Below are 25,427 nucleotides of genomic sequence, written 5' to 3' on the forward strand. Positions count from 1 at the left end.
CCGATTTTCATGGGCGCCGACAAGCAGGAGCAGCCATGCAAACCCGCCGATTTCCCCCCGCTGAGGAGATCGGCGCCTCGTGCTCCGCCAGGCATCTGCGGCGCTTCTGCCTCTTCCCCTGGCATCTTCATTCGCGTAAGGGCGCGGGCAAATCCTCCAATCTCCTTTGAGCCTCCCCGGACCACCATGATCAGACTTGAAAACATCGGCAAGCAGAACGGCCGTCAGCTTGTCTTCATCGAGGCGTCGGCCACGCTGCAGAAGGGCGAGAAGATCGGCCTCGTCGGGCCGAACGGCGCCGGCAAGACGACCTTGTTTCGCATGATCACGGGCCAGGAGCAGCCTGACGAGGGCCAGGTGCAGGTCGATCGTGGCGTCACCATCGGCTATTTCAGCCAGGATGTCGGCGACATGGCGGGCCACAGCGCGGTCGCGGAAGTGATGAACGGTGCTGGGCCGGTGAGCGACGTAGCGGCCGAAATGGCGGAACTCGAGGCTGCGATGGCCGACCCCGACCAGGCCGGCCGGATGGATGAGATCATCGAAAAGTATGGCGAGGCGCAGCATCGCTTCGAGGAACTCGACGGTTATGCGCTGGACGGGCGTGCCCGCGAGGTGCTGGACGGTCTGGGCTTCAGCCAGGAGATGATGGACGGCGATGTCGGCAAGCTCTCGGGCGGCTGGAAGATGCGCGTGGCGCTGGCCCGCATCCTGCTGATGCGGCCCGACGCCATGCTGCTCGACGAACCGTCGAACCATCTCGACCTGGAAAGCCTGATCTGGCTTGAGCAGTTCCTGAAAGGCTATGACGGCGCGCTGCTGATGACCTCGCACGACCGCGAGTTCATGAACCGCATCGTCAACAAGATCGTCGAGATCGATGCGGGATCGCTCACCGCCTATTCCGGCAATTACGAATTCTACCAGCAGCAGCGGGCGATCGCCGACAAGCAGCAGCAGGCTCAGTTCGAACGTCAGCAGGCGATGCTGGCCAAGGAGATCGCCTTCATCGAGCGCTTCAAGGCGCGTGCCTCGCATGCCGCGCAGGTGCAGAGCCGGGTGAAGAAGCTAGACAAAATCGACCGGGTCGAGCCGCCAAAGCGCCGCCAGGTGGTGAATTTCGAGTTCCAGCCAGCGCCGCGCTGTGGCGAGGACGTCGTCACCTTGAAGAACGTGCACAAGGCCTATGGCAGCCGCACCATCTATGAAGGGCTCGACTTCCAGGTCCGCCGCCGCGAGCGCTGGTGCATCATGGGCGTCAATGGCGCGGGGAAATCGACGCTGCTGAAGCTGGTGGCCGGTGCTTCCGATCCCGATACCGGTACGGTGGCGCGGGGACCGAGTGTGAAAATGGGCTATTTCGCCCAGCACGCCATGGAGTTGCTCGAAGGCGAGCGCACCGTGTTCCAAACGCTGGAGGATAATTTTCCGCAGGCCGGCCAGGCGCCGCTTCGGGCACTTGCCGGCTGTTTCGGCTTTTCCGGCGACGAGATCGAGAAGAAATGCCGGGTGCTGTCAGGCGGCGAGAAGGCAAGGCTGGTGATGGCGCTGATGCTGTTCGACCCGCCCAACCTCCTGGTGCTGGACGAACCGACCAACCATCTGGACATCACCACCAAGCAGATGCTGATCGAGGCGTTGTCGCAGTATGAAGGCACGATGCTGTTCGTCTCGCACGACCGGCATTTCCTGGCCGCGCTGTCGAACCGCGTGCTCGAACTGACGCCGGAAGGCATCCACACCTATGGTGGCGGCTATACGGAATATGTCGAGCGCACTGGACAGGAAGCGCCGGGGTTGAGGAGCTGATTTCCAGTTTCAAAATGTGCGCCGGAGCGCGTCGCATGGTCATGGCGACGCGCTTCACGCCACGAGGGCTTATCTCAGCGAGATGGCGAGCCCGCTCAGATCGGCGTTGACCTGCAGGCCAACCTGTCGGCCCGTGAGTTCAAGCTGGGCGCCCTTGTCGTTGGTCATCACGATCACCTGGGCGCCTTTGCCGAGCGTGCCGCCGCCGCCGGCGGCGCCGTACACGCCAGTCACGTCCCGGACGCGCTTGATGTGGCGCACGGTGCCCTGGAAATAAGTCTTGGAGACGCCGAAGGCGAGGCCGCCCGAGACGCCGCCGATCGAGATCGGGTATTTGCGGCCATGAAAAGTCAGCGTGCCCTCGCCACCGGAGCCTCCGACAAAGAAGGCCGCCTTGTAGACGGAGAAGCGGATTTTACCGCTGTCGGCATGCGCGGCGCTGGCCAGGCTGACGCCCGCAGCGGCGATCGCGGCAATGGCGATTGAACGAAATCCGGACGAAATAGTCATGATGGGAACTCCTGAAGATGTCCGCCTTGCCCGCCGGCAAGAATGTCAGCGTCGTATCAAGTTACAACTGAACAGTCTCGCCCATCATTGGTTCCCAGCTGCGGTCCAAATCTGGCGACGGGCGGGCCCCAGGAAACGAGGCCGGGCTCTCTGGTCGCAACGCTTCCCTTGTGAGATGAAGGCGTCCATGTACTCTCCACGGTGGTTGGCAAAGGGCTTCTGGATGAAAATTGCGGTGGGGCTTGCAATGTCCGCATTGGCCGCGACGATGGCCGGATGCGCGACCTCTCCAGTCGATTACGGAGCCTCTCTTTCGCAGCAGGACCAGAAATGGGCGTCGCCGCAATGCCAGCAAGCTCGAGCGGCGGCTTCGGACTACGCGGTCCGCGAAAAAACGCATCCGGGTTGGGAATTCGTCGCACTTGGCCCGTATGGATTGGGGATCATAGCAGCCACCGAGGAGCACGAGCAGAAGCAGCGAAAGCTGCTCGCCCGCGACGTCCATCTGCAATGTTCGAGCCTTCCCCTGCCCAAGGAGTTGCAAGGCGATCTCGGCGCTGCCGGCCCCGGTAAGGCGCAATATCCGTAGACGAGTGGGGCGCGAGCGCGACCCTCGCCGGAAAAATCGCTTTCCTGGGGTTGCTCTACCGCAGCAATCCTTCCGCCTCGAACGTGTCCCAGCCCTCGAGCTTTGGCGCGTCGTCTTTTCCCGAATTCCTGGTCTTGCGGGCGTTGCCCGTCCGCTTGCCTGCTCGCGTCAGCGCGGCCTTGCCGGCTCCGCGCCTCCTGTTTTCGGATGTTTCCCGCGCATCCTCCTCCCGCCAGGCGGTCGCCAGGTCACGATCAAGAACGTCCTCGATGTGGCGTGGATCGAAGACATGGAAGGTCACGGCCTTGGATCGCCCGCGCATCTTCACGGTGCGCGTGCCGATGCTTTTTCAGGCGACCGTCCCTGAGCCACCTGTGCCGCTCGCGCGACGAGATGGTGAGAATGTCCTCCGCTTCTCGCGGAAGCACGGCCAGCGCTTCGATCCCCTCCAGCGTCCTGGAGATGGTCGCCGAGGCGGCCCGGAACGCATCCGCGTCGGCCTGCAGCATGCGCAAGACGATGCGGCCGGTCTCGGCCTTGGCAAATTTCCTCACTGTCCAGGGCAGCCTGGCCCGTACTTCGCGTTCGATCCCTTTCAGGCGCAAGGAGGAGCCAAGCGTCGCCGACGGCGGCAGCGGCCATTCGGCAACCATTGACGCGGTGCTCGCGCCTTGCTCGGCCCTCCGGTCAGGGGTGGTCGCAATCGCCGCTGCGATGCCACCTAGGACCTTCCGCAGGGAACCGCGCCGCTTGGCTGCAGGTTTCATATTTTATCTTCGCTCGTCAGGTGCCTGCCGTGCAACGATCGTTCGCACAACAGACAACCGAAATCAGGCTCGATCAGTTCCCCTAGCATGGGACCCGGCGGGTGTTCGGCTTCATCGGCGGGGCAGTTGGATTCGCCGCCCGATGGACACGCTTCATTCGGGTTCGCCAGACCACCGCGCCGCGGCCTTGGCAACTCCCTCCAGGTGCGGATCAGCGTCGGTGGCCCTGGGGCCGCCACCGCAGCCAATAAGCCAGCGCGCGCGAAGTGTCTCGCCGCCGGCGCGGACGGTCGCGCTCATCCGACTGCTCGAAGTCCTCGACTCCGAGGCCGCGCCTGATCTCGGCGCTGATCGCGCTTGCCCGCGCGGCGAGAAGGGTTGCGATCGCCTTCATGTCGGACGCGACGGGCGCTTGAGCAGCGTCCGATGTTCGTCGCGGGGATCTCGTGCACGAAGCCGAAGACCAGAACTTTCCCGGCGAAAGGAATTCGCTAGCGAAAGGAGTTGGGCTTGCCAAACCAACTCTGCCTTTTCCGACACGGGCTATATAAGGGGGTGGCGATTGATGCGCAGCAGGGTGCAATCAGAGGGCACGAGGACGGTTCCGAACAACAATGGCCAGGCGTTTTGCGTTTCTCCTCGTTCGCGACTTCACGCTGTCGCCGCTATCGTTGTTCATCGACACGCTGCGGCTGGCGGGCGATGAGGGCGACCGCAGCCGCAGGATAGAGTTCGACTGGGAGATCGTCGGCGAACGCGGCCTGCCGATCCGGGCAAGTTGCGGCGTCGAATTGCTGCCGACCGGGGGGATCGGCAACCCCGAGGATTTCGATAACGTGGTCGTGGTCGGCGGCCTGCTCGACACAAACCGCAGCCTGAGTTCCGAGAAGGAGGCGTTTCTTTTGCGTGCCGCCGGCAAGGGAGTGCCGCTGACGGCGCTCTGCACGGGAAGCTTCGTGCTGGCGCGCTACGGGTTGCTCGACGGCTACAGCGCTGCCGTCAGCTGGTTCCACATCAAGGATTTCCGCAGCCGGTTCCCGGAGGTCAACGCCCATGCCGACAGCCTTTTTACCGTCGACCGGGGCCGCGCGACATGCGCGGGCGGCACGGGTGCCGCCGACCTCGCGGGCCATTTCGTGTCCCAGTTCATCGGCCAGAAGGCGGCCGAGAAGGCCGCCAAGATCCTGGTGCTCGACCGGATCAGGAGCAGCCGCGACGTGCAGCCCGTCGGCGACCTGTTTCCGGCGGCGTCGAGCCGGGCGGTGAAGCGGGCCTTGCTGTTGATGGAGAGCAACCTGCAGGAGACGCTGTCGGTGGCGGAGATCGCAAGCCGCCTGAACTGCTCGCGGCGCCAGCTCGAACGGCTCTTCGGGTTGGAACTGGGCATCGGCCCGATGGCGGCATATCTGGCGCTCAGGGTGCATCATGCGAAGTCGCTGCTGGAAGGCAGCGACTTGCAGATCGGCGACATCGCCTACCGCTGCGGCTTCACCAATGCCGGCCATTTCAGCCGTGTGTTCCGCCAGCAGACCGGCATCACGCCAACCCACCTCAGGCATCCGAACCGGGCAGTGGCGGCGGGAGGATAATGGTCAGTGACGGCCTGGTCGTGTCGCATACTCCGCCTGGCCGATTGCGTCGGTGCAGAAGCTGGCCATAGCATTGCGACGAGCGGCGGTGCCGCCGCTGCCTTGACGGTCAAATTCGCCAGCGAGAGCCATGCCGCATTATCCCGACGCCATGCCTGGATCAAAGAGCCTCTTTGAGCGCGCCAAGAAGGTGATGCCGGGCGGCAATACGCGCACCACCGTCTTTGTCGATCCGTTTCCGATCTATGCCGCGCGAGGCGAGGGGTGCAGGGTCTGGGATGTCGACGGCAACGTCTACTATGACTGCATCAACAATTTCACCTCGATGATCCATGGCTACACGCATCCCGATGTCGCTGCCGCCGTGGTCGAGCAACTGCCGTTCGGCACGGCCTTCGGCGCCCCGACGCTCAGCGAGATCGAGCTTGCCGAGCTTCTCGTCGACCGGCTGCCCTCCGTCGACCGGATCCGCTTCACCAACTCCGGCACGGAGGGGGTGATGATGGCCATCAAGGCCGCGCGCGCCTTCACAGGGCGGCCGAAGATCGTCAAGATCGAAGGCGCCTACCATGGGTCGTATGATTTCGCCGAGGTGAGCCTGGACAGTTCCCCGTCCAATTGGGGCGACATGCCAAGATCGACGCCTTACGCAATGGGAACGCCGCGCGGGGTGCTGGACGATGTGATTGCCGTGCCCTTCAACGATGTCGAGGCGCTTCGCGCCGTCTTCGCCGCTCAGGGCGACTGCATAGCAGGCGTGCTGATCGACCCGATGCCCAATCGTGCCGGCCTCATCCCGGCACGCCGGGACTACCTGCGCGCGATGGTCGAGATTGCCCGCGCGGCCGGGACCCTGGTCATCTTCGACGAAGTCATCTCTTTTCGCCTTGGCTGGTCGGGCGCGCAGGGGTTGTGGGGCATCGAGCCCGACCTGACCGCGCTCGGAAAGATCATCGGCGGCGGCTTCCCCGTGGGCGCCGTTGGCGGGCGCGCCGATGTCATGGCGGTGTTCGATCCGACCAGGGGCAAGCCCGCTCTTCCCCATGGCGGCACGTTCACCGCCAATCCGGTGACCATGCGGGCCGGGCTCGCCTCGATGCGGGCGCTGACGAAGGAGAGCTTTGCCCATCTCGATACGCTGGGCGCATTCCTGCGCGAAGGGGTGTCCGCCTCGTTCGACAGGCATGGCCTTGCCGGCCAATGCGTGGGCCTCGGTTCGCTGTTCAAGGTTCATTTTACCTCGCATCCGGTTACGGACTATAGATCCGTCTATCCGGGCCAGGCCGAGCACCGGAGGTTCGATACGTTCCACAAGGGCTTGCTCGGCCGCGGCGTCCTGTCTGCCAGCTACGGCCTGTTCGCGCTCTCGACGCCAATGACACAGGCGGACGCGCGCAGCATTCTGCATGCGATCGACGACATTCTGGGCGAGATCGCCGCGCAGCGTGGATCAGGATGACGTTTGGTCGATTCGCCTCCCTATCTCTTTGTCGAAGCATGAGCTCTGGAACATCGGGGACCATGCCTGAACGCAGGTGACAATATGACAGCTTCCCTCCATGTCGCGGTGATCGGTGCGGGCACGCTGGGCCTATGCACGGCGCTCAACCTCCTCGAACAGGGCGCGCGCGTGACGGTGCTGGAAGCGCAGTCGATCGCTTCGGGCTCGAGCGGCAGGTCGGTCGGCGTTGTCGGGTCGCAATTTACCGATCCGTTCGAGATCATGCTTCGCGTTCAATCGTTCCGCCGGTTTCGCCAGTGGGAGGGGCAGGGGCTTCAATTCAACCACATCGGTTATCTTCGGCTCGCGCGCACGCCCGCGCAGATGGAGCTGTTCGCGAAATCAGTCGAGATTCAGGGCGGGGCCGGCCTGAAGTCGCGCCTGATCCGTGCGAACGAACTCAGGGACCTTGTTCCCCACCTCAGCCCCGACGGGCTCGAAGGCGGTTTGTTCGGACCCGACAACGGCTTTCTCGATCCCTATGACATGTGCAATTTCTTGGCGCGGATCGTCCGCGAAAAGGCCGGCGACATCCACCAGTACCGCAAGGTCCTCGGGGTGGGAAGGCGGCCAGGCGGCTACAGGCTGGAGACCAATGGCGATCCGGTCGAATGCGATGCCGTGGTCAACGCAGGCGGCGCCTGGGCGCCGCGGGTCGCCGAGCTCTTCGGCCAGCGCCTGCACATATGGCCCGAGCGCCATGAGGCGGTCGTCATCCATCTGGACAGGCCGCTCGACTATACGATGCCGATGGTCATGGACCTCGTGGACGGCGAGGGCAGCGGCCTTAATTTCCGCCACGACAAGCCAGGCGCGCTGATTGCCGAGATCCACAAGGTGACGTCCATCGCTCCCGAGGATCCGGACAATTACAACGACCAGTGCGAGGAGCAATCGAAGGTCCACCTGGCCGAACTGCTGCTGGAACGGCTGCCCGATCTGCCGGGCGCGCGGCTTGGCCGTGGCTGGGCCGGCCTTTATCCTGTCACGGCCGATCATCGGCCGCTCGTCGGACCGATCGATGCCTCGGAACCGGCATTGGTCACCGCCGCCGGCGCCGGAGGCTATGGCATCCAGCTGGCGCCGGTGATCGGGCAGATCGCGGCGGATTGGGTTCTTCAAGGCGCGCCGGCTTCAGTGCCCGGAGCCGGGAGCCTTGCACCCACGGCCGAGCGCAACATCCGCAAAGTCGATCACTGACCGGTGCGAGTTGAAACCAGACCGGCGCTGCCGGAATTGCGGAAACAAGCGTTTAGAGCCCCGATGGGGATCTGCAGACCCCACGCCTTCAGGCGGCTGGGATCTGGGCTGTTGCGCGAGACGGCACGGGCGCGTCAAATGGTGGCTGAACCGCACCAAGCGCCCGCGACCTTCAGGAAATCCGCTTCCCGGCCCCGTCCAGCAGCACGCAGCCGTCCGGGGCAAAACCCAACTCGATCGTCTCGCCTTCGCGAAGCACGCGGCCAGTGATCGGTGTATTGGCGCGGAGGCTGGTCTTGCCGCCGATGTCGATCTCGTAGATCGCGCTGCCGCCCAGATAGGAGGCCGAGATCACGCGGCCGGACAGTCGATTGGCGCTCGTTCCAGCACCGACCGAAAATTTCTGCGGCCGCACCACGACGGTGACCTTGCTGCCGTCGGCAAGCGGCCTTGGACAAGCCACGCTGACCGTCTGGCTGGTGCCAAGCACCACCGTTACCGTTCCTTGGCCGGACCGGCTCACGGTCCCTGCAAGCATGTTGGCCTTGCCGAGGAAGTCGGCGACGAAGGCTGTCGCCGGCGCCTCGTAGACCTCCTCCGGAGTGCCGATCTGCTCCACCGCGCCCGCGTTCATCACCACGATACGATCCGACATGGAAAGGGCTTCTTCCTGGTCGTGCGTGACGAAGATGGCGGTGATGCCGGTTTCCTTCTGGATCTTCTTGATCTCGACGCGCATCTCCTCGCGCATGTTGGCGTCCAGCGCCGACAACGGCTCGTCCAGCAGCAGCACCTGCGGCTCGAAGACGATGGCGCGGGCGAGCGCGATGCGCTGCTGCTGCCCGCCTGACAGTTGCGACGGCAGCTTCTTCTCGCTGCCCGGCAGCCGCACCATTTCGAGCGCCTTGCCGACCTTGCGCACGATCTCGGGCTTCGGCACGTTGCGGTACTTCAGGCCGAAGGCGACGTTGTCGAATACGTTCTTGTGCGGGAAGAGCGCGTAGCTCTGGAAGACCAGCCCGATGTTGCGCTTGTAGATCGGGACGTCGTCGACGCGCCGCCCGTCGATCATGATCTGGCCGCCCGAAATATCGACCAGGCCGGCGATGGAGCGCAGGATCGTGGTCTTGCCGCAACCCGAAGGCCCGAGCAAGGTGACGAAGCTGCCCTTGCGGATCGAGAGCGAGAAATCGCGCACCGCGACGAACTTGCCGTAGGCGATGTCGATGTCGCGGAACTCGACCGCCGGGCTGTTCGCCTCGGCGGCCGCGCTCGCGCCGGCTGCCCCGGCCTGAACAGGCCGGGGATGGAGTGTCGTTTCCTGGCTGTCAGGCACCCTTCGAGATCCTGTTCCACTGCTTGGTCCAGGCGTCCTCGTTGGTCGCCCAGTAGGTCGGATCGGCAAAGGTCAGCGACTTCATCGTGCCCGTCTTGTCGAATGCCGGCAGCTTCTCGATCTTCTCGGTCAGCTTGACCTTGTTAGGATCGAGCGACGGCGGATAGCTCTGGCCTTCGGCCACCGCGATCGAGGTCGCCGGGTCGAGCATGAAGTTGATGAGTTCCTCGCATTCGGCCATGGGCGAACTCTTCAGAATCAGCATGTCCTCCATCCAGGCGTAGGAGCCGGCCGGATCGAGATAGCCGATAGGATGGCCCTGGTCCTGCAGCGCGGCGACGCGGCCCGACCAGGCATCGGTCACCACGATCTCACCCTTGGAAAGCAGGTCCATCAGCTCCGCGCCGGAACTCCAGAACTTCTTGGCGAGGTCGCGCGTCTCGCGCACCTTGGCCCAGATGGCGTCCATGTCCTTGAGGTTGTTGGGGTCCTGCCCGGTGGCGAGCGCCGCATACCAGACGCGCGTCGTCATGTCGGAATAGCCGCCGACCTTGCCGGCGTATTTCTTGTCGAGCAGGAGCCCGGCGCCCTTTTCCTTGGCTTCCTCCGGCGAGATCACCTTGGTGTTGTAGGCGATGCCCGTCGTGCCGTAGTCGTAGGGCACGGCGGAGAGCTTTGGTGTCAGCTTGCGGAACGGCTCGATCATCGGCTGCAGCACGTTCGCCATGTTGGGAATGTTGGCCTCGTTGATTTCCGAGGTCAGGCCGGCGTTCACGTATTTGATGTAGTAGTTGACGCCGGAGGAATGGATGACCTGGTAGTCGCCGGGCTTGGCGGTCTTGATCTTGGTGATGATCTCGTCCTCGTCGCCGAACGTGCCCTGGACCACCTTGATCTTGGTCTTGGTCGTGTAGGGCTGGAAGGCGAACTTGTCGATCGCGTCCTGCACCGTGCCGCCCCAGCCGTCGAAGCGAACCTCCTGGACCGCGGCGAGCGCCCGGCCCATCCACGGCATGGAAAGGCCCGCCGATGCTGCCGCTGCGGCGGTCAGCGTCAGGAACGTGCGGCGGCTCAGGTCGCCATTGGCGTATCGATCGTGCAGCCGTTCCAGCCGCTTGGTGGTGGTGAGTTTCATTGTATTTCCTCCTTTGGTTCGCCACGTCTTCTCAGTTTTGTCAGGCTTTGCAGGATCAGGCCACCGATCAGCGGGATGCCGACGGTCACCAGGATCATCACGGTGCCGAGCGCGTTGATCTCCGGGCTGATCGAAATCTTGAGCATGGAAAGGATCTGGGTCGGCATGGTCTCGACGCCGGCCGGCCGCCAGAACAGGCTGGCCGAGGTGTTGTCGAACGAAATGGTGAAGGCGAGCAGGGCGCCGCCGACAACGGCCGGGATGAGCAGCGGCAGCGTGATCTCGCGGAAGGACGAGAAGCGAGAGGCGCCAAGCGACAGTGCCGCCTCCTCGTAGACGCGCCGGATGCCGATCATGCGCGCCTGGGCGATCAGCACCACATAGGGCACGGCGAGCAGGATATGGCCGAGCACCAGGAGCAGCATTGTCCTCGGCTGGTCGACGGCCTTGATCAGCACCAGCAGGCCGACGCCGAGAATGGTTTCCGGCACCAGCGCCGGCAGGATCACCAGCGTGCTCAGTGCCTGCTTGCCGCGAAATTCGAAGCGGACCAAGGCAAACGCCGTGGTGACGCCGATGGCGGTGGTGACGATGGCGGTGACCAATGCGATCCACAAGGATGTTCGAAAGGCAGCCAGCACCGCCTCGTTGGCCATCAGCTTGCCGTACCACTGCAGGCTGAAGCCGGTCATCGGGAAGCCGCCGAACATCGAGGCGTTGAACGACAGGACCACTGTCGCCACGATCGGAGCGAACATGAAGATGTAGACGCAGACCGTGACGAAGCCGGTCAGCCGCCAGGCCCATCTGCCTTCCTGCCTGCGCCGTGTTCCTCTCATCCTCCAAACCCCGTCATCCGCCAAGCCCTTTGACGATCTGCGACATGCCCATGTAGCGCGTGTAGACGGCGGCGAAGAAGCCGAGCACGATGAACAGCACGATCGAAAGCGTGGCTCCCATCGGCCAGTTCAATTCGCCCATGATGGTGTCGTAGATCAGGTTGCCGAACAGAGCGTCGCGGCCCGAGCCGAGAAGCTGCGGCGTCACATAGCTGCCGGCGGCCAGCACGAAGCAAAGCAGCAGGCCCGCCGCCAGGCCGGGCAGCGACAGCGGCAGCGTGACCTCCCGGAACGCCTGCGCGCTCGTGCAGCCCATCGAGCGGGCCGCCGAAATCAACGTGCGATCAATGCTCTCCAGGCTGACATAGACGTTGAGGATCATGTAGGGCAGCAGGAAGTGCAGCATGCCCAGGATGACCGCGCCTTCGTTGTAGAGCATCTGCAGCGGCTCATGGATGATGCCCATTTTGAGCAGCGCGACGTTGATGACGCCCTGTTCCCCCAGGATGTTGATCCAGGAAAAGGTGCGGATGGTGAAGCTGATCCAGAACGGCACGATCAGCAAAAGCAGCAGCAGCCATTTGTGCTTGAAGGTCGTGGCCCAGATGAAATAGGCGGGGAAGTAGCCGAGCACGCCGCACAGCAGCGCCGTCATGGCTCCGACCCTCAGCGTCTTCAGGAGGAAGCCGTGATAGTAGCTGTCGGTGAGGAATTCGTGCCAGTTCGCGGTCGTCAGCGCGCTCGTTTCCACGCCGGCGGTGACAAAGGTGAAGAAGGTATAGCCGGCCATCACGGCGATCGGCAGCACTAGGAAAAAGATCAGCAGCAAGAGCACCGGCGCGACCAGCATCCAGGCCAGCCGTGGATCATACAATGTCCATCGTCGTTTCATGAGCACCCGGTGCGCTCTCTTTGAAGCGCCTGTTTTGTTCCCGGGCCAAGATTGAGGGATTGCAGGCGCGATGTCCACAGTCGGCGATTGAGCCAGCGGACTTCAGTGTCGCCGGGTGCGAGAGATGCCGAAATTTGTCGGGAGACGGGGTCGCCACGCAACCCCGTTCGACCACACGTCGGGAACGGCTGGCCGGCGTCTCCTCAGCCCTTCGAAATACCGCGCGCGATCAGCCGGGCGAGGCGCTCCGAAAACGCCCTTGCGTCGGCCGGCTTGTCGCCGTCGAGGACGCGCGCCTCGTCGTAGAGAAGGTGGGCGGCATCCTCCTTGAAGGCCTGTTCGTCTTCGCCGAGGCTGGCGAGTGCCAGGACGCGCTGGTGGCGGGGGTTGATCTCGAGGATCGGTTTGGCCGTCTTGTCGAGGCGGCCGGCGGCGTTGAGCAGCCGCTCGAACTGCCGGTCGGGACCGTGTTCGGGCGCCACCAGGCAGACCGCGCTTTCGGTCAGGCGGTCGGAGGCCTTCACGTCCGACACGGCATCGCCAAGCGCCGCCTTGACGAAGGCCAGGAAGCCATCGACCTCGGGCGCCGCCGCCGCATCCGGCTTGTTCGCCTCGTCGAGCAGCGGGATCTCGGAAAGTTCGGCCACGCCCTGCGTCACCGACCTGAACGGTTTGCCGTCGAATTCGGGCGCCATCGACGTCCAGAAACTGTCGACCGGGTCGGTGAGCAGCAGCACCTCGATGCCGCGTGCCTTGAAACCTTCGAGCTGCGGCGAGGCTTCGAGCCGTGCACGGTCGTCGCCGGCCATGAAGAAGATCGCCTTCTGCCCTTCCTTCATCGCCGAGACGTAGTCGGCAAGGCCGCGCCAGCCTTCGCCGGAGGCGGTTGAGCGGAAGCGGGCGAGCTTCAAGAGCTGCTCGCGCCGCTCATGGTCCTCGTAGAGCCCTTCCTTGAGGACGACGCCGAAGTTTTCCCAGATCTTCGCATAGGCCTCGGTCTCGTTCTCCGCCAGCTTGGCGAGATCGCCAAGCACGCGGTTGGTCAGGCCCTTGCGGATCGCGGCAAGCAGCGGGCTTTCCTGGATCATCTCGCGCGAGACGTTGAGCGGCAGGTCGGCGGAATCGACCAGCCCGCGCATGAAGCGCAGGTAGCGCGGCAACAGATCGGCATCGTCGGTGATGAAGACGCGGCGCACATAGAGCTTCATGCGGCCCTTCCGGTCCTGGTCGAAGAGATCGAAGGGACGCGAGCCGGGCACGAAGGCCAGCACGCTATATTCCTGCCGGCCCTCGGCGCGGAAATGGACGGTGGCGGCCGGCTCGTCATACTGGCCGGAGACGCCGCGGTAGAAATCGGTGTATTCCTCGGGCTTGATCTCGCTCTTCGGCCTGACCCAAAGGGCCGTGCCATCGGCAATGTCGCGCGCCTCGGCACCGGGCCTCTCGATGAGCGTGATCGGCACCGGCACATGGCCCGACTGCGACTTGGCCAGTTGCTCGAGCCGATAGGATCCGGTGTAGGACACGGCGTCGTCCATCAGATGCAGCACGACGCGGGTGCCGCGCTTGGGCGCGGCTTCGAGCGGGGCGGGCGCGATCTCGTAGGAACCCTTGCCGTCGGACGACCAGCGCCAGGCTTCTTCGCTTCCCGCCAGGCGGCTGATGACGTCGACGCGGGTCGCGACCATGAAGGCGGAGTAGAAGCCGACGCCGAACTGGCCGATGAGCTGCGTGTCCTCGCTCGAATTGCCGGCGCCGACGCGCTCGATGAAAGCGCGCGTGCCCGAGCGCGCGATCGTGCCCAGCGCCTCCGTCATGTCGTCGCGGCTCATGCCGATGCCGTTGTCCTCGACGGTGATCAGCTTGCCGTCGGGATCGGCTGAAATCGAGATGCGGGGCTTCGGATCGTCGGCCATCAATTCGGGGCGACTGACGGCCTCGAAGCGCAGCTTCTCGCAGGCGTCGGCGGCGTTGGAAATCAGTTCGCGCAGGAAGACGTCCTTATCGGAATAGACCGAATGCACCATCATGTGCAGCAGCCGCGAAACATCCGCCTCGAATGCCTTGGTTTCCGTCGCTTTCGTGTCTGTCGTCATTCCGAGTTTCCCACGCTTTCATCCGCCCGTCGCGCCATGCGCGATCGGGACTTCCTTTCACCAATTTTCAACGGTGCTGGCAACTGCCGTCAGCAAGGCCAGCGCGCCGGCAATATCGTGATGGCGTGCGGAGGCCGCAAGGGGTGGAAACGGTGCTGACGACGAAACAGCCAATCTTCCCCCCGAGGGGGAGATTGGCAGCGTCGGCGCCGCGTCCGCCTTGCGCGCCCTACTTCCCAGCCATCTGGTCGGCAAGCGTCTGCGCCTGGGCAAGCAGCGCGGGGAAGGCGGGGTTGTCGCGCAGGTTCTTGCCCATGCAGGCGCGGAAGTCGCTGTCGCCTTTTGCCCAGGCGGCGTCGGCGGCATCGGATGTATTTTCGTCGCTGTCGTCGGTGGCCTGCTTGACCAGTTTCTGCGCGGCGGCGTCGGCCGCGGTCCAGACCGCGTCGCAGGCCGCGATCCTTGGGACGGGTGGTGCCGCGGGCGCCTCGGCGATCATGACGCTGTTGCCCTTGACCAGCGTGACGACGATTTCCTGGTCGTAGTTCGGTCCGACGTCCTGTGCCCAGCCGCCGAGGCGGGCGATCGCCATGTCGGCGCCGTCGGGCGTCTTCAGGGTGAAGTCGAGCGTGCCGGTGAAAGCGGCGTCGCTGCCGATCGCCTGGGTGTAGAACGCATCGAGCTTCAGCGCCGCGTCGAAGCTGGTGGGCAGTTTGAGATCGGCGTCCGTCTCCGCCGCACGCGATTGCAGCCAGCGCTCGACCAGCCCGCGTGTCGACGCGACGATGCTGGGGCCGTCCTCGGTGCCGTGACGCAGCCCGTCCAGCATGCCGAAGCCGACATCGGAGGAACTGAGGCTTTCGATATTGATCCTGCCGGCCGCCGGAAAACCCTTGACCGTGAAAGGTCCAAGAAGCGTCGAAAGGCGCTGTTCGAGATCGGCGCGGGCCTTCTCATTGGCGGCGTCGAGCGTTTCCACGGGAGCGTTCGCGCTTTCCATCGCGGCGATGGCCGCGATCGCCTTGTCGCGCGCGGCGATGTAGTCGTCCTCCGGCGAAGCCGCATACGCCGCACCGCTCGCCAGCGCGAACACCAAAGTCCAGATCAGACGCATCGTGAAAACCTCCGTTTTACAAGCTCTTCGCGTGGCTTGGTGGCGATTGTGCGGCGGTGAACTCATCGCGAGACGTGGCGGATATCGGGGCACCAGGACAGCCCTGGCAAGGTCGCAAGCCCTCATGATGAAACCTTCCGATACCCAGGCCGTTATGGCCGTTGTGGCAGACATCAAACCCAAACAGAGGCCGGCCGGCGGCGCCAAGCCAAACGGTGCCAGGAAGCCCCGCCGGGAGAAGGTACCCGATGTCGAGGCCGCATCCGAGGTCGTCGGCGAGGCGGCGCCGCCGCCAGCGGCGGTGGAACCTGATCCGCAGCTGAGCCCCGAACAGGCCGAACAGGCGCGCAAGAAATACCTGCTGAAGCGCTTCTGGATCAGCGCGCGCGGCTATTGGAGCCGGCGGGGCGACAAGCTCGCCTGGCCATGCACGATCGCGCTCCTGATCCTGATCTGCGTCAATGTCGGCTTCCAGTACGGGATCAATGTCTGGAACCGCTCGATCTTCGACGCCATCGAGCAGCGCAATGCGCCGACCGTCTATTTCCTGAGCGCCGTGTTCGTGCCGCTGGTGCTTGGAAGCGTCAGCCTTGTCGTTGCGCAGGTCTATCTGCGCATGACGATCCAGCGCCGCTGGCGCTCCTGGCTCACTACATCCATCATCGGCCGCTGGCTCACCAACGGCCGCTACTACCAGCTCAATCTCGTCAGCGGCGATCACCAGAACCCGGAAGCCCGCATCGCCGACGATTTGCGGATCGCCACCGAATCGCCTGTTGATTTCGTCTCCGGCGTGCTCAACGCGTTCCTGGCGGCCTCGACCTTCATCGTCGTCTTGTGGACCATCGGCGGCGCGCTGACGCTGCCGATCGGCTCCTCGACCGTCACCATTCCGGGCTTTCTCGTCATCACCGCGGTCATCTATGCCGGCATCACCTCCACCTCGATGGTGGTCATCGGCCGGCATTTCGTCGAACTCTCCGAGCAGAAGAACCAGGCGGAAGCGGAATTTCGCTACACGCTGATGCGCGTGCGCGAAAACGGCGAGAGCATCGCCCTGCTCGGCGGCGAGGAGGAGGAGCGCAGCGGCATCGACAGGACCTTCGCCGGCGTGCTGGGGAAGTGGGCGATGCTTGCTGGCCAGCACATGCGCACGGCGCTGGTCTCGCAGGGATCGAGCCTGTTCGCGCCGGTGGTGCCGGTGCTTTTGTGCGCGCCAAAATTCCTCGACGGCTCGATGTCGCTTGGGCAGGTCATGCAGGCGGCATCCGCCTTTGCCATCGTGCAGGGCGCGTTCGGATGGCTGGTCGACAATTACCCGCGCCTGGCCGACTGGAACGCCTCGGCACGGCGCATCGCCTCGCTGATGATGTCGCTGGATGGGCTCGAGCGCGCGGAAGAGAGCGACGCGCTCGGACGCATCAATCGCGGCGAGACCAAGGACGACACGATGCTCAACCTCAACAATCTGTCCGTGTCGCTCGATGACGGCACCGCCGTGGTCAAGGAAACCGAGGTGGTGATCCAGCCGGGCGAGCGGCTGCTGGTGGCCGGCGAATCCGGTTCGGGCAAGAGCACGCTCGTGCGGGCGATAGCGGGCTTGTGGCCGTGGGGCGGCGGCAGCGTCGATTTCCACCCGGGCAAGCGCATGTTCATGCTGCCGCAGCGCCCCTACATCCCCTCGGGCACGCTGCGCCGGGCCGCTGCCTATCCAGGCGCCGCCGAGGATTGGACGATCCCGCAGATCAGGGCTGCCCTCGACAAGGTGGGGCTCGGTCATCTCGGCGACCGGATCGAGGAAGACGCGCCGTGGGACCAGACCCTGTCGGGCGGCGAGAAGCAGCGCCTGGCCTTCGCGCGGCTGCTCCTGCACGCGCCCGATATCATCGTGCTGGACGAGGCGACGGCGGCACTCGACGAGAAGAGCCAGGACAGGATGATGGAGACCATCATCCACGAATTGCCTAATGTGACCATCTTGAGCGTGGCGCACCGCGCCGAGCTGGAGGCCTTCCACAGCCGCAAGATCACGCTCGAGCGGCGCAAGGGTGGCGCCAAGCTGGTCAGCGATATCGACCTCGCCCCGCGCAAACGCAGGGGCTTGCTCGGCCGCGCCCTGTGGGGTTCCGGCACTTCCGCCGAAAAGCGCGGCGCCGCCCGTAAAAAGAGTTGATGACGCTCAGGCGAGTTCTGGTTTCAGCTCAAGGGATGGCCTTCTATCAGCCGCCCAATTCTTCCTGATGCGCCTTGGCGAGGTCGGCCATGCTGTCGAAGCGGAAGTCCACCTTCGGCATCTCGCCGGGATGCATCGTGGCGCCGAAACCCTGATCGGCATGCCGGCGGTGGATCCAGCACGATTTAAGGCCCAGGCGGTTGGTCACGGCATGGTCATGAAACAGGCTTTCGGCCGTGTGCAGGACTTGCTTGTCGCCGATCCCGAGCGTCGCCAGTTTTTCCAGCATATAGTCGAAATTCCGGGGCGACGGCTTGTAGGAGCCGATGTCCTCCGCCGTGTAGATCGCATCGAAATCGACGCCGAGCTTCCTGTTGCTGAAGGAGAAGCTCGTATTGTCGACGTTGGAGAGGATGACGAGCTTGTAGTGCTGCTTGAGGTATTGCAGGGCGGCGGCGGTATCGGCAAAGGCCGGCCAGTCCTTCACGCTTTGGCCATAGGCGATGCATTCCTCCGGCGTGGTCACGACGCCCCATTCCTCGGCGAGCCGCTTGTAGACGACAGCCAGAAGGTCGCAGTAGCGCTTTTGCGGCGTCCAGTCCTGCTGGCTGGATTCGTGCCTGGCATGCGCCTGCAGGATCTCGTCGCGGCCGAGGCCGCGGCCAACCCGCCCGGTCAGCGGCTTCAGGGCGTCGATCATGCCGGATTCCCAATCGATCAGCGTACCGTAGCAGTCGAAGGTCAAGGCCTTGAAATCAGTCAGCTTCATGGTTCACTCCCTTGAGTTGGATAATTGGCTGGCGTTTGCGTGGATCGTGATCAATCGGCTGGCTGCCCGGCTGGGCGCAAACCTGCCTCGCCCTTCGGTGCGGTGCCGCGCGACGATGTCAGCCAGATGCCGACCAGAGTCACCGCGAGGCCAAGGACCATCGCCGCAGAAAGGGGCTCGCCGAAGAGCAGCCAGGCCCAGAGCATCGTCACCGGCGGGCTGAGATAGATCATGCTGCTGACCTGCGCGGCGCTGTGGAGGCGCAGGCTCGCATAATAGACGCCGTAGCAGAAGAAGGTCGAAAACAGCACCAGCCAGGCGATGCCGAACTCGAACCGGCCATCAAGGGGCGGCATCAGCCCGCCTTTCCATTCGGCGCAAGCGGCAAAAAACAGCGCCGCCGTCAGGCATTGGATGCACAGGCTCTGGTGGATGGGCATGTTGATCGTCCCCATCCGCTTCTGCAGCACGGTCGCCAGAGCGAAGACCATCATGGAAGCGATCGTGACCACGTACGCCCAGGCCGGCGCGGTGCCGAGACTGAGGCTGTTCAGCGAGACGACCAGCACGCCGAGCACGCCGAGAGCCGTTCCGGTCCACTGCCTCGATGTCAGCCGGTGGCCGAGAACGGGCTGCGACAGTGCCGCGATGGCGAGGGGGACGAGGTCCGAGATCAGCGCGACAAGGCCGGTCGGCACGCGCTGGCCGATGGCAAGCGCGAAGCCGCCGAGATAGAGGAACATCATCGCCACGCCGAACGCCATCTGCTGGAGCAGCGCCCGGACGCCGATGCGCGGCCCGACCATGAGCGCGAAGGGCAGAAGGACCAGCCCTGACATCAAGGTTCGCCAGAACAGCACGAGCATGACGTCGGCGCTCTCGCTGGCGTAACGGATGCCGACAAAGCCCGAGCTCCAGCTTACGACCAGGGCTGCCGCGAGAAGCGGCCAGGCCAGGCGACGGGACGGAGGTTTCGGGAGCGTCATGCGGTCTCTTCGTCGAAGCGGGTTCGCCAGCGGATTACGGCCGATCTCGGATGCGGGATTTATGGCGGCGCGCAGGCGCCTTTGCACATGACAAATTTCGATGTATTCATGAAATAGGCGCGAGATGTGGCATATCTGATTGCCTCAAAGCCCGTTCTCTGCCGAGACCCTGGAGCGCTGCTTTCGTTTCAAACGAGGATTGTCATGGCTGGAGTGATGAGCCGGCGCCTGGATGTCGATGCCTTGCGGGCGATGGTGGCGATCGAGAAACATGGCGGTGTTACCCGGGCTGCCGAGATGCTCGGCCTGTCGCAATCGGCCGTCAGCCACAAGATCAGGCGGCTGGAAGCGAGTCTCGACTGCGAAATCCTCAGACGCAAGGCGAATGCGCCGATGTTCACCAGTTCAGGGCAGGATCTGCTGGGCTATGCCAGGCGCATCCTGGGCATCCATGACGAGGCGATCCTGAGCCTGTCGAAGAGCACGCTGCAAGGCAAGATCGCTTTGGGGATGACCGAGGATACGACCTGCACGGACCTTTCGCGCATCCTTGGCCGGTTTCGCCGGCTGTACCCCGAGGTGAGCGTGCGCACGCAGGTGCGTATGAGCCTTGCCTTGCAGAAGCTGTTGGGCGAGGGCGCGCTCGACGCTGCCATCATCCAGGTGTTCCAGCACGACGTCCGCCCCACCGATGTCCTGCTGTTCCGCGAGACCCTGCATTGGGTGAAGTCGCCCGAGCTGACCCTTGGGAAAGGCGACCCGGTGCCGTTCCTATCCTTTGACGAGAACTGCTTCTATCGCCGTTGGGGCCTCGATCTCGGCCAGGACGAGGGAACGGTGTTCGAGATCGTGTTCGAATGTTCGAGCGCGGCCGGCATCATCGCCGGCGTGACCTCCGGCCTCGGCGTGGCGCTGCTCAGCCAGCGTCATCTGCGGCCCGGCATGGAGATCGTCGACAAGTCGTTCCCCAAGCCTCCGGACCTCGCCTACGTCATTCGCCGCGCCCGCAACGTCCGCAATCCCGCGCTGGAGACGCTGGTGCGGGAGATAGAGGCTGAGGTGAAGCGCCACGGGACCCTGCAGATCGCGGTGTGAGGGGTGTGATTAGCGCTTGCGCCCACGCGCCCGGTCGATGATATCGCGCGCTCGAGCCTCTCTCCTCATTTCCGGAGTATCTTCTCCATCGCTTTCCCCTTCGCAAGCTCGTCGATCAGCTTATCGAGGTAGCGAATTTCCTTCATCAGTGGATCCTCAATATCTTCCACGCGGACGCCGCAGACCACCCCTGTAATCAAATTCCGCAAAGGATTCAGTCGAGAGGCCTGACCAAAGAAATCCTCGAAGCTGGTTTTTTTCTCCAGTTCGGCGTCGAGTTCCTTCTCGGTGTAGCCCGTCAGCCAGCAGATGATCTCATCGACCTCGGCTCTGGTGCGTCCTTTCCTTTGCGCCTTGGCGACATAGTGCGGATAGACGCTGGCAAAGCTTGTGGAATAGATTCGATGCTCCGTCATGACGTGCCCTTACCGGTGGCGCCTATCGCCCGCACTCAACTTTGCCTCCAATGCGCAGGTCTCAGCAATTGGCGCAGGACCGACTCCAATCTTCCCGCCGCCCTTCACCCGTTCCTTTTCTCCACCTCAGCCTTGCGCAACAAGAACCGTTGGATCTTGCCGCTAGGGGTCTTCGGCAATTCCCCGACGAAGTCGATCTCGCGCGGATAGGCATGGGCCGAGAGGCGTTTGCGGACATGCTGCGCCAATTCTTCGGCGAGTTCCGGGCTGCCCTCGTAGGCGGGCGCCAGGATGACGAAGGCCTTGACGATCTCGGTGCGCTGCGGGTCGGGTACGCCGACCACCGCCGCCTCGTTGACGGCGGGATGTTCGATCAGCGCGCTTTCGACGTCGAAGGGGCCGATGCGGTAGCCTGACGAGGTGATGACGTCGTCGGCGCGGCCGATGAAGGAGACCGAGCCGTCCGGCTCGTATTCCACCGTGTCGCCGGTGCGGTAGTAGCCGCCCGATATGGCCGGCGTTTCGGCCTGGTGGTAGCCGTCGAACCAGCGCAACGGCGAGTTGGCGATGTCGACGGCGAGGATGCCGGGCTGGTTGGGGCCGAGCTCGTTGCCGGCCTCGTCCAGCACCACCATGCGATGGCCCGGCATGGCAAAGCCCGCCGAGCCGGCGCGGACAGGGTGCGCCAGGCCGTGATGGTTGTTGACCATCATGCCGTTCTCGGTCTGGCCGTAATGGTCGTGGATGGGCGCGGCGAGATGGGCGTCGAACCAGCGGATCACTTCCGGGTTGAGCGGCTCGCCGGCGCTGCTCACCACACGCAGCCGGCCTTTTGCACGCGCGGCGGCGTCGGGACCTTCGGCGAGCAGCAGGCGGAAGGCGGTGGGCGAGCCGGCAAGGCTGGTGACGCCAAGCCGCTCGATGACATCATAGGTGTTTTTGGCGGTGAAGGCGCCCTCGTTGAAGGTCGTGGCGATGCCGAGCAGCAGGGGTCCCGTGATGGCGTAGTAGAGGCCATAGGCCCAGCCCGGATCGGCGATGTTCCAGAAGATGTCGTCTGGGCGCAGGCCGATCGCGTCGCGCATATAGGCGCCGAAGGCGAGCAGCGCGTTGAGCGGCACCGGCACGCCCTTCGGCAGGCCGGTGGTGCCCGAGGTCGACATCATCATGAACAGGTCTTCGCCCTTGCGCATCACCGGGTCGCAGTTGGGTGAGGCGGCGGCAAGCGCGGCACGGAAATCGATGTCGCCCGGGGACAGGGCGTCGCCAGCACCTAGGATGGTGGCGATTTGCGGAGGGTTCGCGACCTCGTCGAGCTTGCCGCGATTGGCCGGATTGGTCACCACCAGCCTGGCGCCGCTGTAGCCGAGCCGGTGTTCGATCGCCTTCGGGCCGAAGGCAGTGAACAGCGGCTGGTAGACCGCGCCGATGCGCCAGGCGCCGAGGATCAGCGCCACCAGTTCGGGGATGCGCGGCAGCATGCCGGCCACGACATCGCCCGGGCCGACGCCCAATTCCTTCAGCAGAGTACCGACGCGGCCGGACATGTCGGCGAGATCCTCGAAGCTGAATTCGCTGAGTTCGCCGCCGGCAGAGATGGCGCGCAGCGCCAGGCGGTTTCCGCCGGTGTGCCGGCCGCAGCATTCGACATAGGCGTTGATTCCGGTCGCGGGGTCGCCCTGCAGTCTCGCGATCTCATCCTCGATACGAAAGCTTGCAACGGCATCGTCATAGCGCGGCAAGCCGGCTTGCTGCTTGGTCATGAAAATCCTCCCTGGCGGTGCGCCATCTCCCCATGGCGCGCTGTCGCGGCGACATTGACATCAGATGGCGCCGATGGGCAACGGCGAGTGCCTGTTCCCTGTGTTGACGCAACTCCGGACGAAGAACCGCTACACACTTTTCCCGGAATTGCGCTTACAGGTTCGCCTCGGCGAAGATGCGTGCCGCCCAGTCGAGAAAGACGCGCAGGCGCGGCGAAAGCTGCCGGTTCTGCGGATAGAGCGCCGACAGCGGTGTCGGCGAGGGCGGATACTCGGCCAGCACCTCGACCAGTGTTCCCTCTGCCAAATCCTTCTCGAAGCGATAGCGCGGCGCCTGGATGAGACCGAGGCCAAGCCGGGCGAGGTCGGCGGCGGTGTCGGAATTGTTGGCGGCGACGCGGCCGGGCAGCCTGACCTCGCGCGTCTTGCCGCCGACGGTGAACTCGAAGGGCAGCACTTCGCCGGTGCGGGAGGAGACGAAGCCGACCGCCTTATGGCCGTCCAGCGCATCGGGGGAGGCGGGCGTGCCGTGGCGGGAGAGATAGGCGGGGCTGGCGCAGGTCATCTCGCGGATCATGCCAAGCCGGCGCATGATCATGCCGCTGTCAGGCGGCTCGCCGACGCGGATGACGCAGTCGACACCCTCGCGCACCAAGTCGACCAGCCGGTCGCTCTGGCCGATCTGCAGGTCGATCCTGGCATAACGGGCGAGGAATTCCGGCAGGCGCGGCAACAGGAAGGTGCGTGTGAGCAGCGTGCTGGCGTCGATGCGCAGCAGGCCGAAGGGTTCGGCATTGCGGAAGGCGGCCTCGGCATCCTCGATCTCGGCCAGGATGGACAGGCAGCGCCGGTAATAGGCCTCGCCGTCCTGCGTGGCGTTCACCTGGCGCGTGGTGCGCTCGAGCAGCCTTGCGCCGAGATGGTCTTCCAGCCGCCGGACCGCTTCCGTCGCGGTCGAGCGCGGCAGGCCGAGATCGGCGGCGGCAGCGGTAAAGCTGCGCCGCTCCAGCACGCGAACGAAGAGCCGCATCGTGTCCAGGCGATCCATGGTCTTTGTTCGCAGTTTCCGAATAGTGATGTCAAGACAAGGCTGATTATCCGGAAGTTGGTTCGGCCTATATCCGTCTCACCAACAAGAAGGAGAGACTTCCATGACTTCAGGCCAAACGAGCACGGGCCAAACTAAAGCGGCGATCGTGACCGGCGCCTCCAAGGGCATCGGCGCGGCGATCGCGCGGCGGCTGGCCCGCGACGGCATCGCCGTCGTCGTCAATTACGCGCGGGGACAGGCCGAGGCCGAGGCGCTGGTGCGCGCCATCGAAGCCGATGGCGGCAAGGCGATCGCCGTGCAAGCCGATATCGCGGTTCCGGCCGGTATCGCCAGCCTCTTCGACGCCGGCGAGAAGGCGTTCGGAGGCATCGATATACTGGTCAACAATGCCGGCATCATGAAGCTTTCGCCGATCGCACAGGCCGATGATGCCTTCTTCGACACCCAGGTCGCGATCAATCTCGGCGGCGTGTTCCGTGGTATGCGCGAAGGCGCAAAACGCATTCGCGATGGCGGCCGCATCGTCAATTTTTCGAGCAGCGTGGTCGGCCTCTACCAGCCGGGTTACGGCGTCTATGCCGCCACCAAGGCGGCGATCGAGGCGATGACGTACATCCTGGCCAAGGAGCTTGGCGCGCGCGGCATCACCGTCAACGCGGTGGCGCCCGGACCGGTCGAGACGGCGCTGTTCACCGATGGCAAGAGCGCGGCGCAGATCGAGGCCACGGCCAAGATGATCCCGCTCGGCAGGCTCGGCCAGCCCGACGACATTGCCGGCGTGGTCTCGTTCCTGGCCGGGCCGGACAGTGCCTGGGTCAACGGGCAAATCATCCGCGCCAATGGCGGCGTGATCTGAAGGAGGCTGGCCGCTGCTGCTGTGGCGGCTTGCCTCCCGTTCCATTCGAAACCTAGCCCAAACGATTGAGAAGACAAGGAAAACACCATGCCATTCGCCAACATCAAGATGCCGCAGGCGGCGCTCTCCAAGGCACAGAAAGAAGACCTCATCCATCGCACGACCGCCATGTTCGTCGACTTTTTCGGTGAGGGCGTGCGGCCCTACACGATGGTGCTTGTGGAGGAAGTCGCCGATGGCGGCTATGGCCGTGCCGACGAAGTGTTCGTGATGCCGGACGCTTTTCGCGCCAAGGACTAAGGTTGCCGATGTCCGGCCGGCCTGCACATGGCTCACGCCCGCGCTTCCGGTACTCACATGCTCAAAAGCACCCTCCGTTAGCCGCAGCATGGCCCGGCGGAGGGGCCACAGCAGGCCTTGGCCTTCTTTTCCTCCTCCAGCCAGCGGTCGCGCGGCTTGCAACTCGCTGGCCGTGGCGCAAGCGCGACATGCACCGCGCCGTCGGCCAGCCGGGGCAGGGCGGCCCGGTAGAGCTGCATCGGGCGCACGCCGTCGCTGACCTCGAAGGTCAGCTTGGCCGCCTGGTCGAGACCGACATGCTCGGTCACTTTCCGGATGATCGCCGCGAATTTTCCAGCCGGCATATGGGTGCGGTCCTCATTGACGTCCCATAGCTGCACGAAGATCTCCGACCATGATTCCGGATTCCCGCCGCAGTCGAGCGCGTCGAAGCGGCCGGCCTTGACCTCGGTGACATGGTAGCCCGGCAACACCGGCCCGCCTTCATGGAAAAACACCAGTGGCTTTTCCCTGTGATCCGCCAGAAAGCCCAGCAAGCCGGCCATGGTGATGTCCCGCGGGTCGGCCGTGATCACGGGATCAAATTCCCGATTGTCAGAGGCGAGCATGTGCGATAATCCTTGCTTCAATATTCATAGGAT

At 64.4% G+C, this 25,427-nt stretch carries 22 protein-coding genes and 1 pseudogene; 9 read left to right on the plus strand and 14 right to left on the minus strand.

Annotated features, from left to right (window positions below; genetic code table 11):
• Nucleotides 1–186 precede the first annotated feature (186 nt).
• A complete protein-coding gene (locus LB555_RS22760) occupies nucleotides 187–1,809 on the plus strand; it encodes an ABC-F family ATP-binding cassette domain-containing protein (RefSeq protein ID WP_224683821.1) in 1,623 nt (540 codons plus the stop codon).
• 69 nt (nucleotides 1,810–1,878) lie between these two features.
• Here the strand turns inward: LB555_RS22760 and LB555_RS22765 are convergent, their stop codons facing one another.
• Nucleotides 1,879–2,319 carry a hypothetical protein gene (locus tag LB555_RS22765; RefSeq protein ID WP_140663452.1) on the minus strand — a complete coding sequence of 147 codons (441 nt, stop codon included), beginning with the start codon at nucleotides 2,317–2,319 and terminating at the stop codon, nucleotides 1,879–1,881.
• Nucleotides 2,320–2,542: 223 nt separating this feature from the next.
• On the opposite strand from LB555_RS22765, the gene LB555_RS22770 reads away from it, so the two are divergent.
• Nucleotides 2,543–2,908, plus strand: a complete 366-nt coding sequence (locus LB555_RS22770) for a hypothetical protein (RefSeq protein WP_224683907.1) — start codon at nucleotides 2,543–2,545, stop codon at nucleotides 2,906–2,908.
• Between the two features lie 55 nt (nucleotides 2,909–2,963).
• Here LB555_RS22770 and LB555_RS22775 read toward each other — a convergent pair.
• Nucleotides 2,964–3,675: pseudogene (locus LB555_RS22775) on the minus strand (hypothetical protein).
• Between the two features lie 614 nt (nucleotides 3,676–4,289).
• Here LB555_RS22775 and LB555_RS22780 point away from each other — a divergent pair.
• From LB555_RS22780 to LB555_RS22790, 3 genes are all read left to right on the plus strand, one after another.
• A complete protein-coding gene (locus LB555_RS22780; RefSeq protein ID WP_015316877.1) occupies nucleotides 4,290–5,264 on the plus strand; it encodes a GlxA family transcriptional regulator in 975 nt (324 codons plus the stop codon).
• 130 nt (nucleotides 5,265–5,394) lie between these two features.
• Nucleotides 5,395–6,723 carry an aspartate aminotransferase family protein gene (locus LB555_RS22785; RefSeq protein WP_224683822.1) on the plus strand — a complete coding sequence of 443 codons (1,329 nt, stop codon included), beginning with the start codon at nucleotides 5,395–5,397 and terminating at the stop codon, nucleotides 6,721–6,723.
• 84 nt (nucleotides 6,724–6,807) lie between these two features.
• A complete protein-coding gene (locus tag LB555_RS22790; protein WP_015316879.1) occupies nucleotides 6,808–7,965 on the plus strand; it encodes an NAD(P)/FAD-dependent oxidoreductase in 1,158 nt (385 codons plus the stop codon).
• Between the two features lie 172 nt (nucleotides 7,966–8,137).
• Here LB555_RS22790 and LB555_RS22795 read toward each other — a convergent pair whose 3' ends face one another.
• The 6 genes from LB555_RS22795 to LB555_RS22820 all read right to left on the minus strand — a co-directional run bounded on the left by LB555_RS22795 (nucleotide 8,138) and on the right by LB555_RS22820 (nucleotide 15,377).
• Complete coding sequence (locus tag LB555_RS22795; protein WP_140617952.1) at nucleotides 8,138–9,301, minus strand: ABC transporter ATP-binding protein; 1,164 nt, start codon at nucleotides 9,299–9,301, stop codon at nucleotides 8,138–8,140.
• Entirely contained in the window at nucleotides 9,294–10,436 is a 1,143-nt protein-coding gene (locus LB555_RS22800; RefSeq protein ID WP_224683823.1) for an ABC transporter substrate-binding protein, read from the minus strand. Before LB555_RS22800 ends, LB555_RS22795 begins: the two co-directional genes overlap by 8 nt.
• Nucleotides 10,433–11,275 (minus strand): ABC transporter permease, encoded by an 843-nt coding sequence (locus LB555_RS22805; RefSeq protein ID WP_140617954.1) that lies wholly within the window; start codon nucleotides 11,273–11,275, stop codon nucleotides 10,433–10,435. The genes LB555_RS22800 and LB555_RS22805 overlap by 4 nt, the downstream gene beginning before the upstream one ends.
• Before the next feature lie 13 nt (nucleotides 11,276–11,288).
• Complete coding sequence (locus tag LB555_RS22810) at nucleotides 11,289–12,167, minus strand: ABC transporter permease (RefSeq protein WP_140617955.1); 879 nt, start codon at nucleotides 12,165–12,167, stop codon at nucleotides 11,289–11,291.
• A gap of 203 nt (nucleotides 12,168–12,370) precedes the next feature.
• Nucleotides 12,371–14,263 (minus strand): molecular chaperone HtpG, encoded by a 1,893-nt coding sequence (gene htpG, locus LB555_RS22815; protein ID WP_224683824.1) that lies wholly within the window; start codon nucleotides 14,261–14,263, stop codon nucleotides 12,371–12,373.
• A gap of 229 nt (nucleotides 14,264–14,492) precedes the next feature.
• Entirely contained in the window at nucleotides 14,493–15,377 is an 885-nt protein-coding gene (locus LB555_RS22820; protein ID WP_224683825.1) for a hypothetical protein, read from the minus strand.
• A 124-nt stretch (nucleotides 15,378–15,501) separates the two neighbouring features.
• Between LB555_RS22820 and LB555_RS22825 the strand changes: the two genes are divergently transcribed.
• Nucleotides 15,502–17,550: an ABC transporter ATP-binding protein/permease gene (locus LB555_RS22825; RefSeq protein ID WP_015316886.1), complete on the plus strand. Its 2,049-nt coding sequence runs from the start codon at nucleotides 15,502–15,504 to the stop codon at nucleotides 17,548–17,550.
• A 46-nt stretch (nucleotides 17,551–17,596) separates the two neighbouring features.
• On the opposite strand, the gene LB555_RS22830 is transcribed toward LB555_RS22825, so the two are convergent.
• Both LB555_RS22830 and LB555_RS22835 read right to left on the minus strand, forming a co-directional pair.
• Entirely contained in the window at nucleotides 17,597–18,319 is a 723-nt protein-coding gene (locus LB555_RS22830) for a haloacid dehalogenase type II (protein WP_015316887.1), read from the minus strand.
• Nucleotides 18,320–18,369: 50 nt separating this feature from the next.
• Nucleotides 18,370–19,305, minus strand: coding sequence for a DMT family transporter (locus tag LB555_RS22835; protein ID WP_015316888.1), 936 nt, complete (start codon nucleotides 19,303–19,305; stop codon nucleotides 18,370–18,372).
• Nucleotides 19,306–19,509: 204 nt separating this feature from the next.
• Here LB555_RS22835 and LB555_RS22840 point away from each other — a divergent pair, with 204 nt between their 5' ends.
• On the plus strand, nucleotides 19,510–20,400 hold the full coding sequence (locus tag LB555_RS22840; protein WP_224683826.1) for a LysR family transcriptional regulator: 891 nt from the start codon (nucleotides 19,510–19,512) through the stop codon (nucleotides 20,398–20,400).
• A gap of 65 nt (nucleotides 20,401–20,465) precedes the next feature.
• Here the strand turns inward: LB555_RS22840 and LB555_RS22845 are convergent, their stop codons facing one another.
• The 3 genes from LB555_RS22845 to LB555_RS22855 form a co-directional block, all read right to left on the minus strand.
• Nucleotides 20,466–20,816 (minus strand): DUF2200 domain-containing protein, encoded by a 351-nt coding sequence (locus LB555_RS22845; RefSeq protein WP_140788474.1) that lies wholly within the window; start codon nucleotides 20,814–20,816, stop codon nucleotides 20,466–20,468.
• Between the two features lie 104 nt (nucleotides 20,817–20,920).
• Entirely contained in the window at nucleotides 20,921–22,579 is a 1,659-nt protein-coding gene (locus tag LB555_RS22850) for an acyl-CoA synthetase (protein WP_224683827.1), read from the minus strand.
• Between the two features lie 154 nt (nucleotides 22,580–22,733).
• Complete coding sequence (locus LB555_RS22855; protein ID WP_224683829.1) at nucleotides 22,734–23,627, minus strand: LysR family transcriptional regulator; 894 nt, start codon at nucleotides 23,625–23,627, stop codon at nucleotides 22,734–22,736.
• Between the two features lie 103 nt (nucleotides 23,628–23,730).
• Between LB555_RS22855 and LB555_RS22860 the strand changes: the two genes are divergently transcribed.
• Nucleotides 23,731–24,486, plus strand: a complete 756-nt coding sequence (locus tag LB555_RS22860) for an SDR family oxidoreductase (protein WP_224683830.1) — start codon at nucleotides 23,731–23,733, stop codon at nucleotides 24,484–24,486.
• Between the two features lie 87 nt (nucleotides 24,487–24,573).
• The gene (locus LB555_RS22865; protein WP_140716390.1) at nucleotides 24,574–24,786 is read left to right on the plus strand and encodes a tautomerase family protein; all 213 of its coding nucleotides are present in this window, start codon (nucleotides 24,574–24,576) and stop codon (nucleotides 24,784–24,786) included.
• Nucleotides 24,787–24,863: 77 nt separating this feature from the next.
• On the opposite strand, the gene LB555_RS22870 is transcribed toward LB555_RS22865, so the two are convergent.
• The gene (locus LB555_RS22870) at nucleotides 24,864–25,394 is read right to left on the minus strand and encodes a DUF6428 family protein (RefSeq protein WP_140716388.1); all 531 of its coding nucleotides are present in this window, start codon (nucleotides 25,392–25,394) and stop codon (nucleotides 24,864–24,866) included.
• Nucleotides 25,395–25,427 lie beyond the last annotated feature (33 nt).

The organism is Mesorhizobium sp. BR-1-1-10, assembly GCF_020165595.1.
Taxonomy (GTDB): domain Bacteria; phylum Pseudomonadota; class Alphaproteobacteria; order Rhizobiales; family Rhizobiaceae; genus Mesorhizobium; species Mesorhizobium australicum.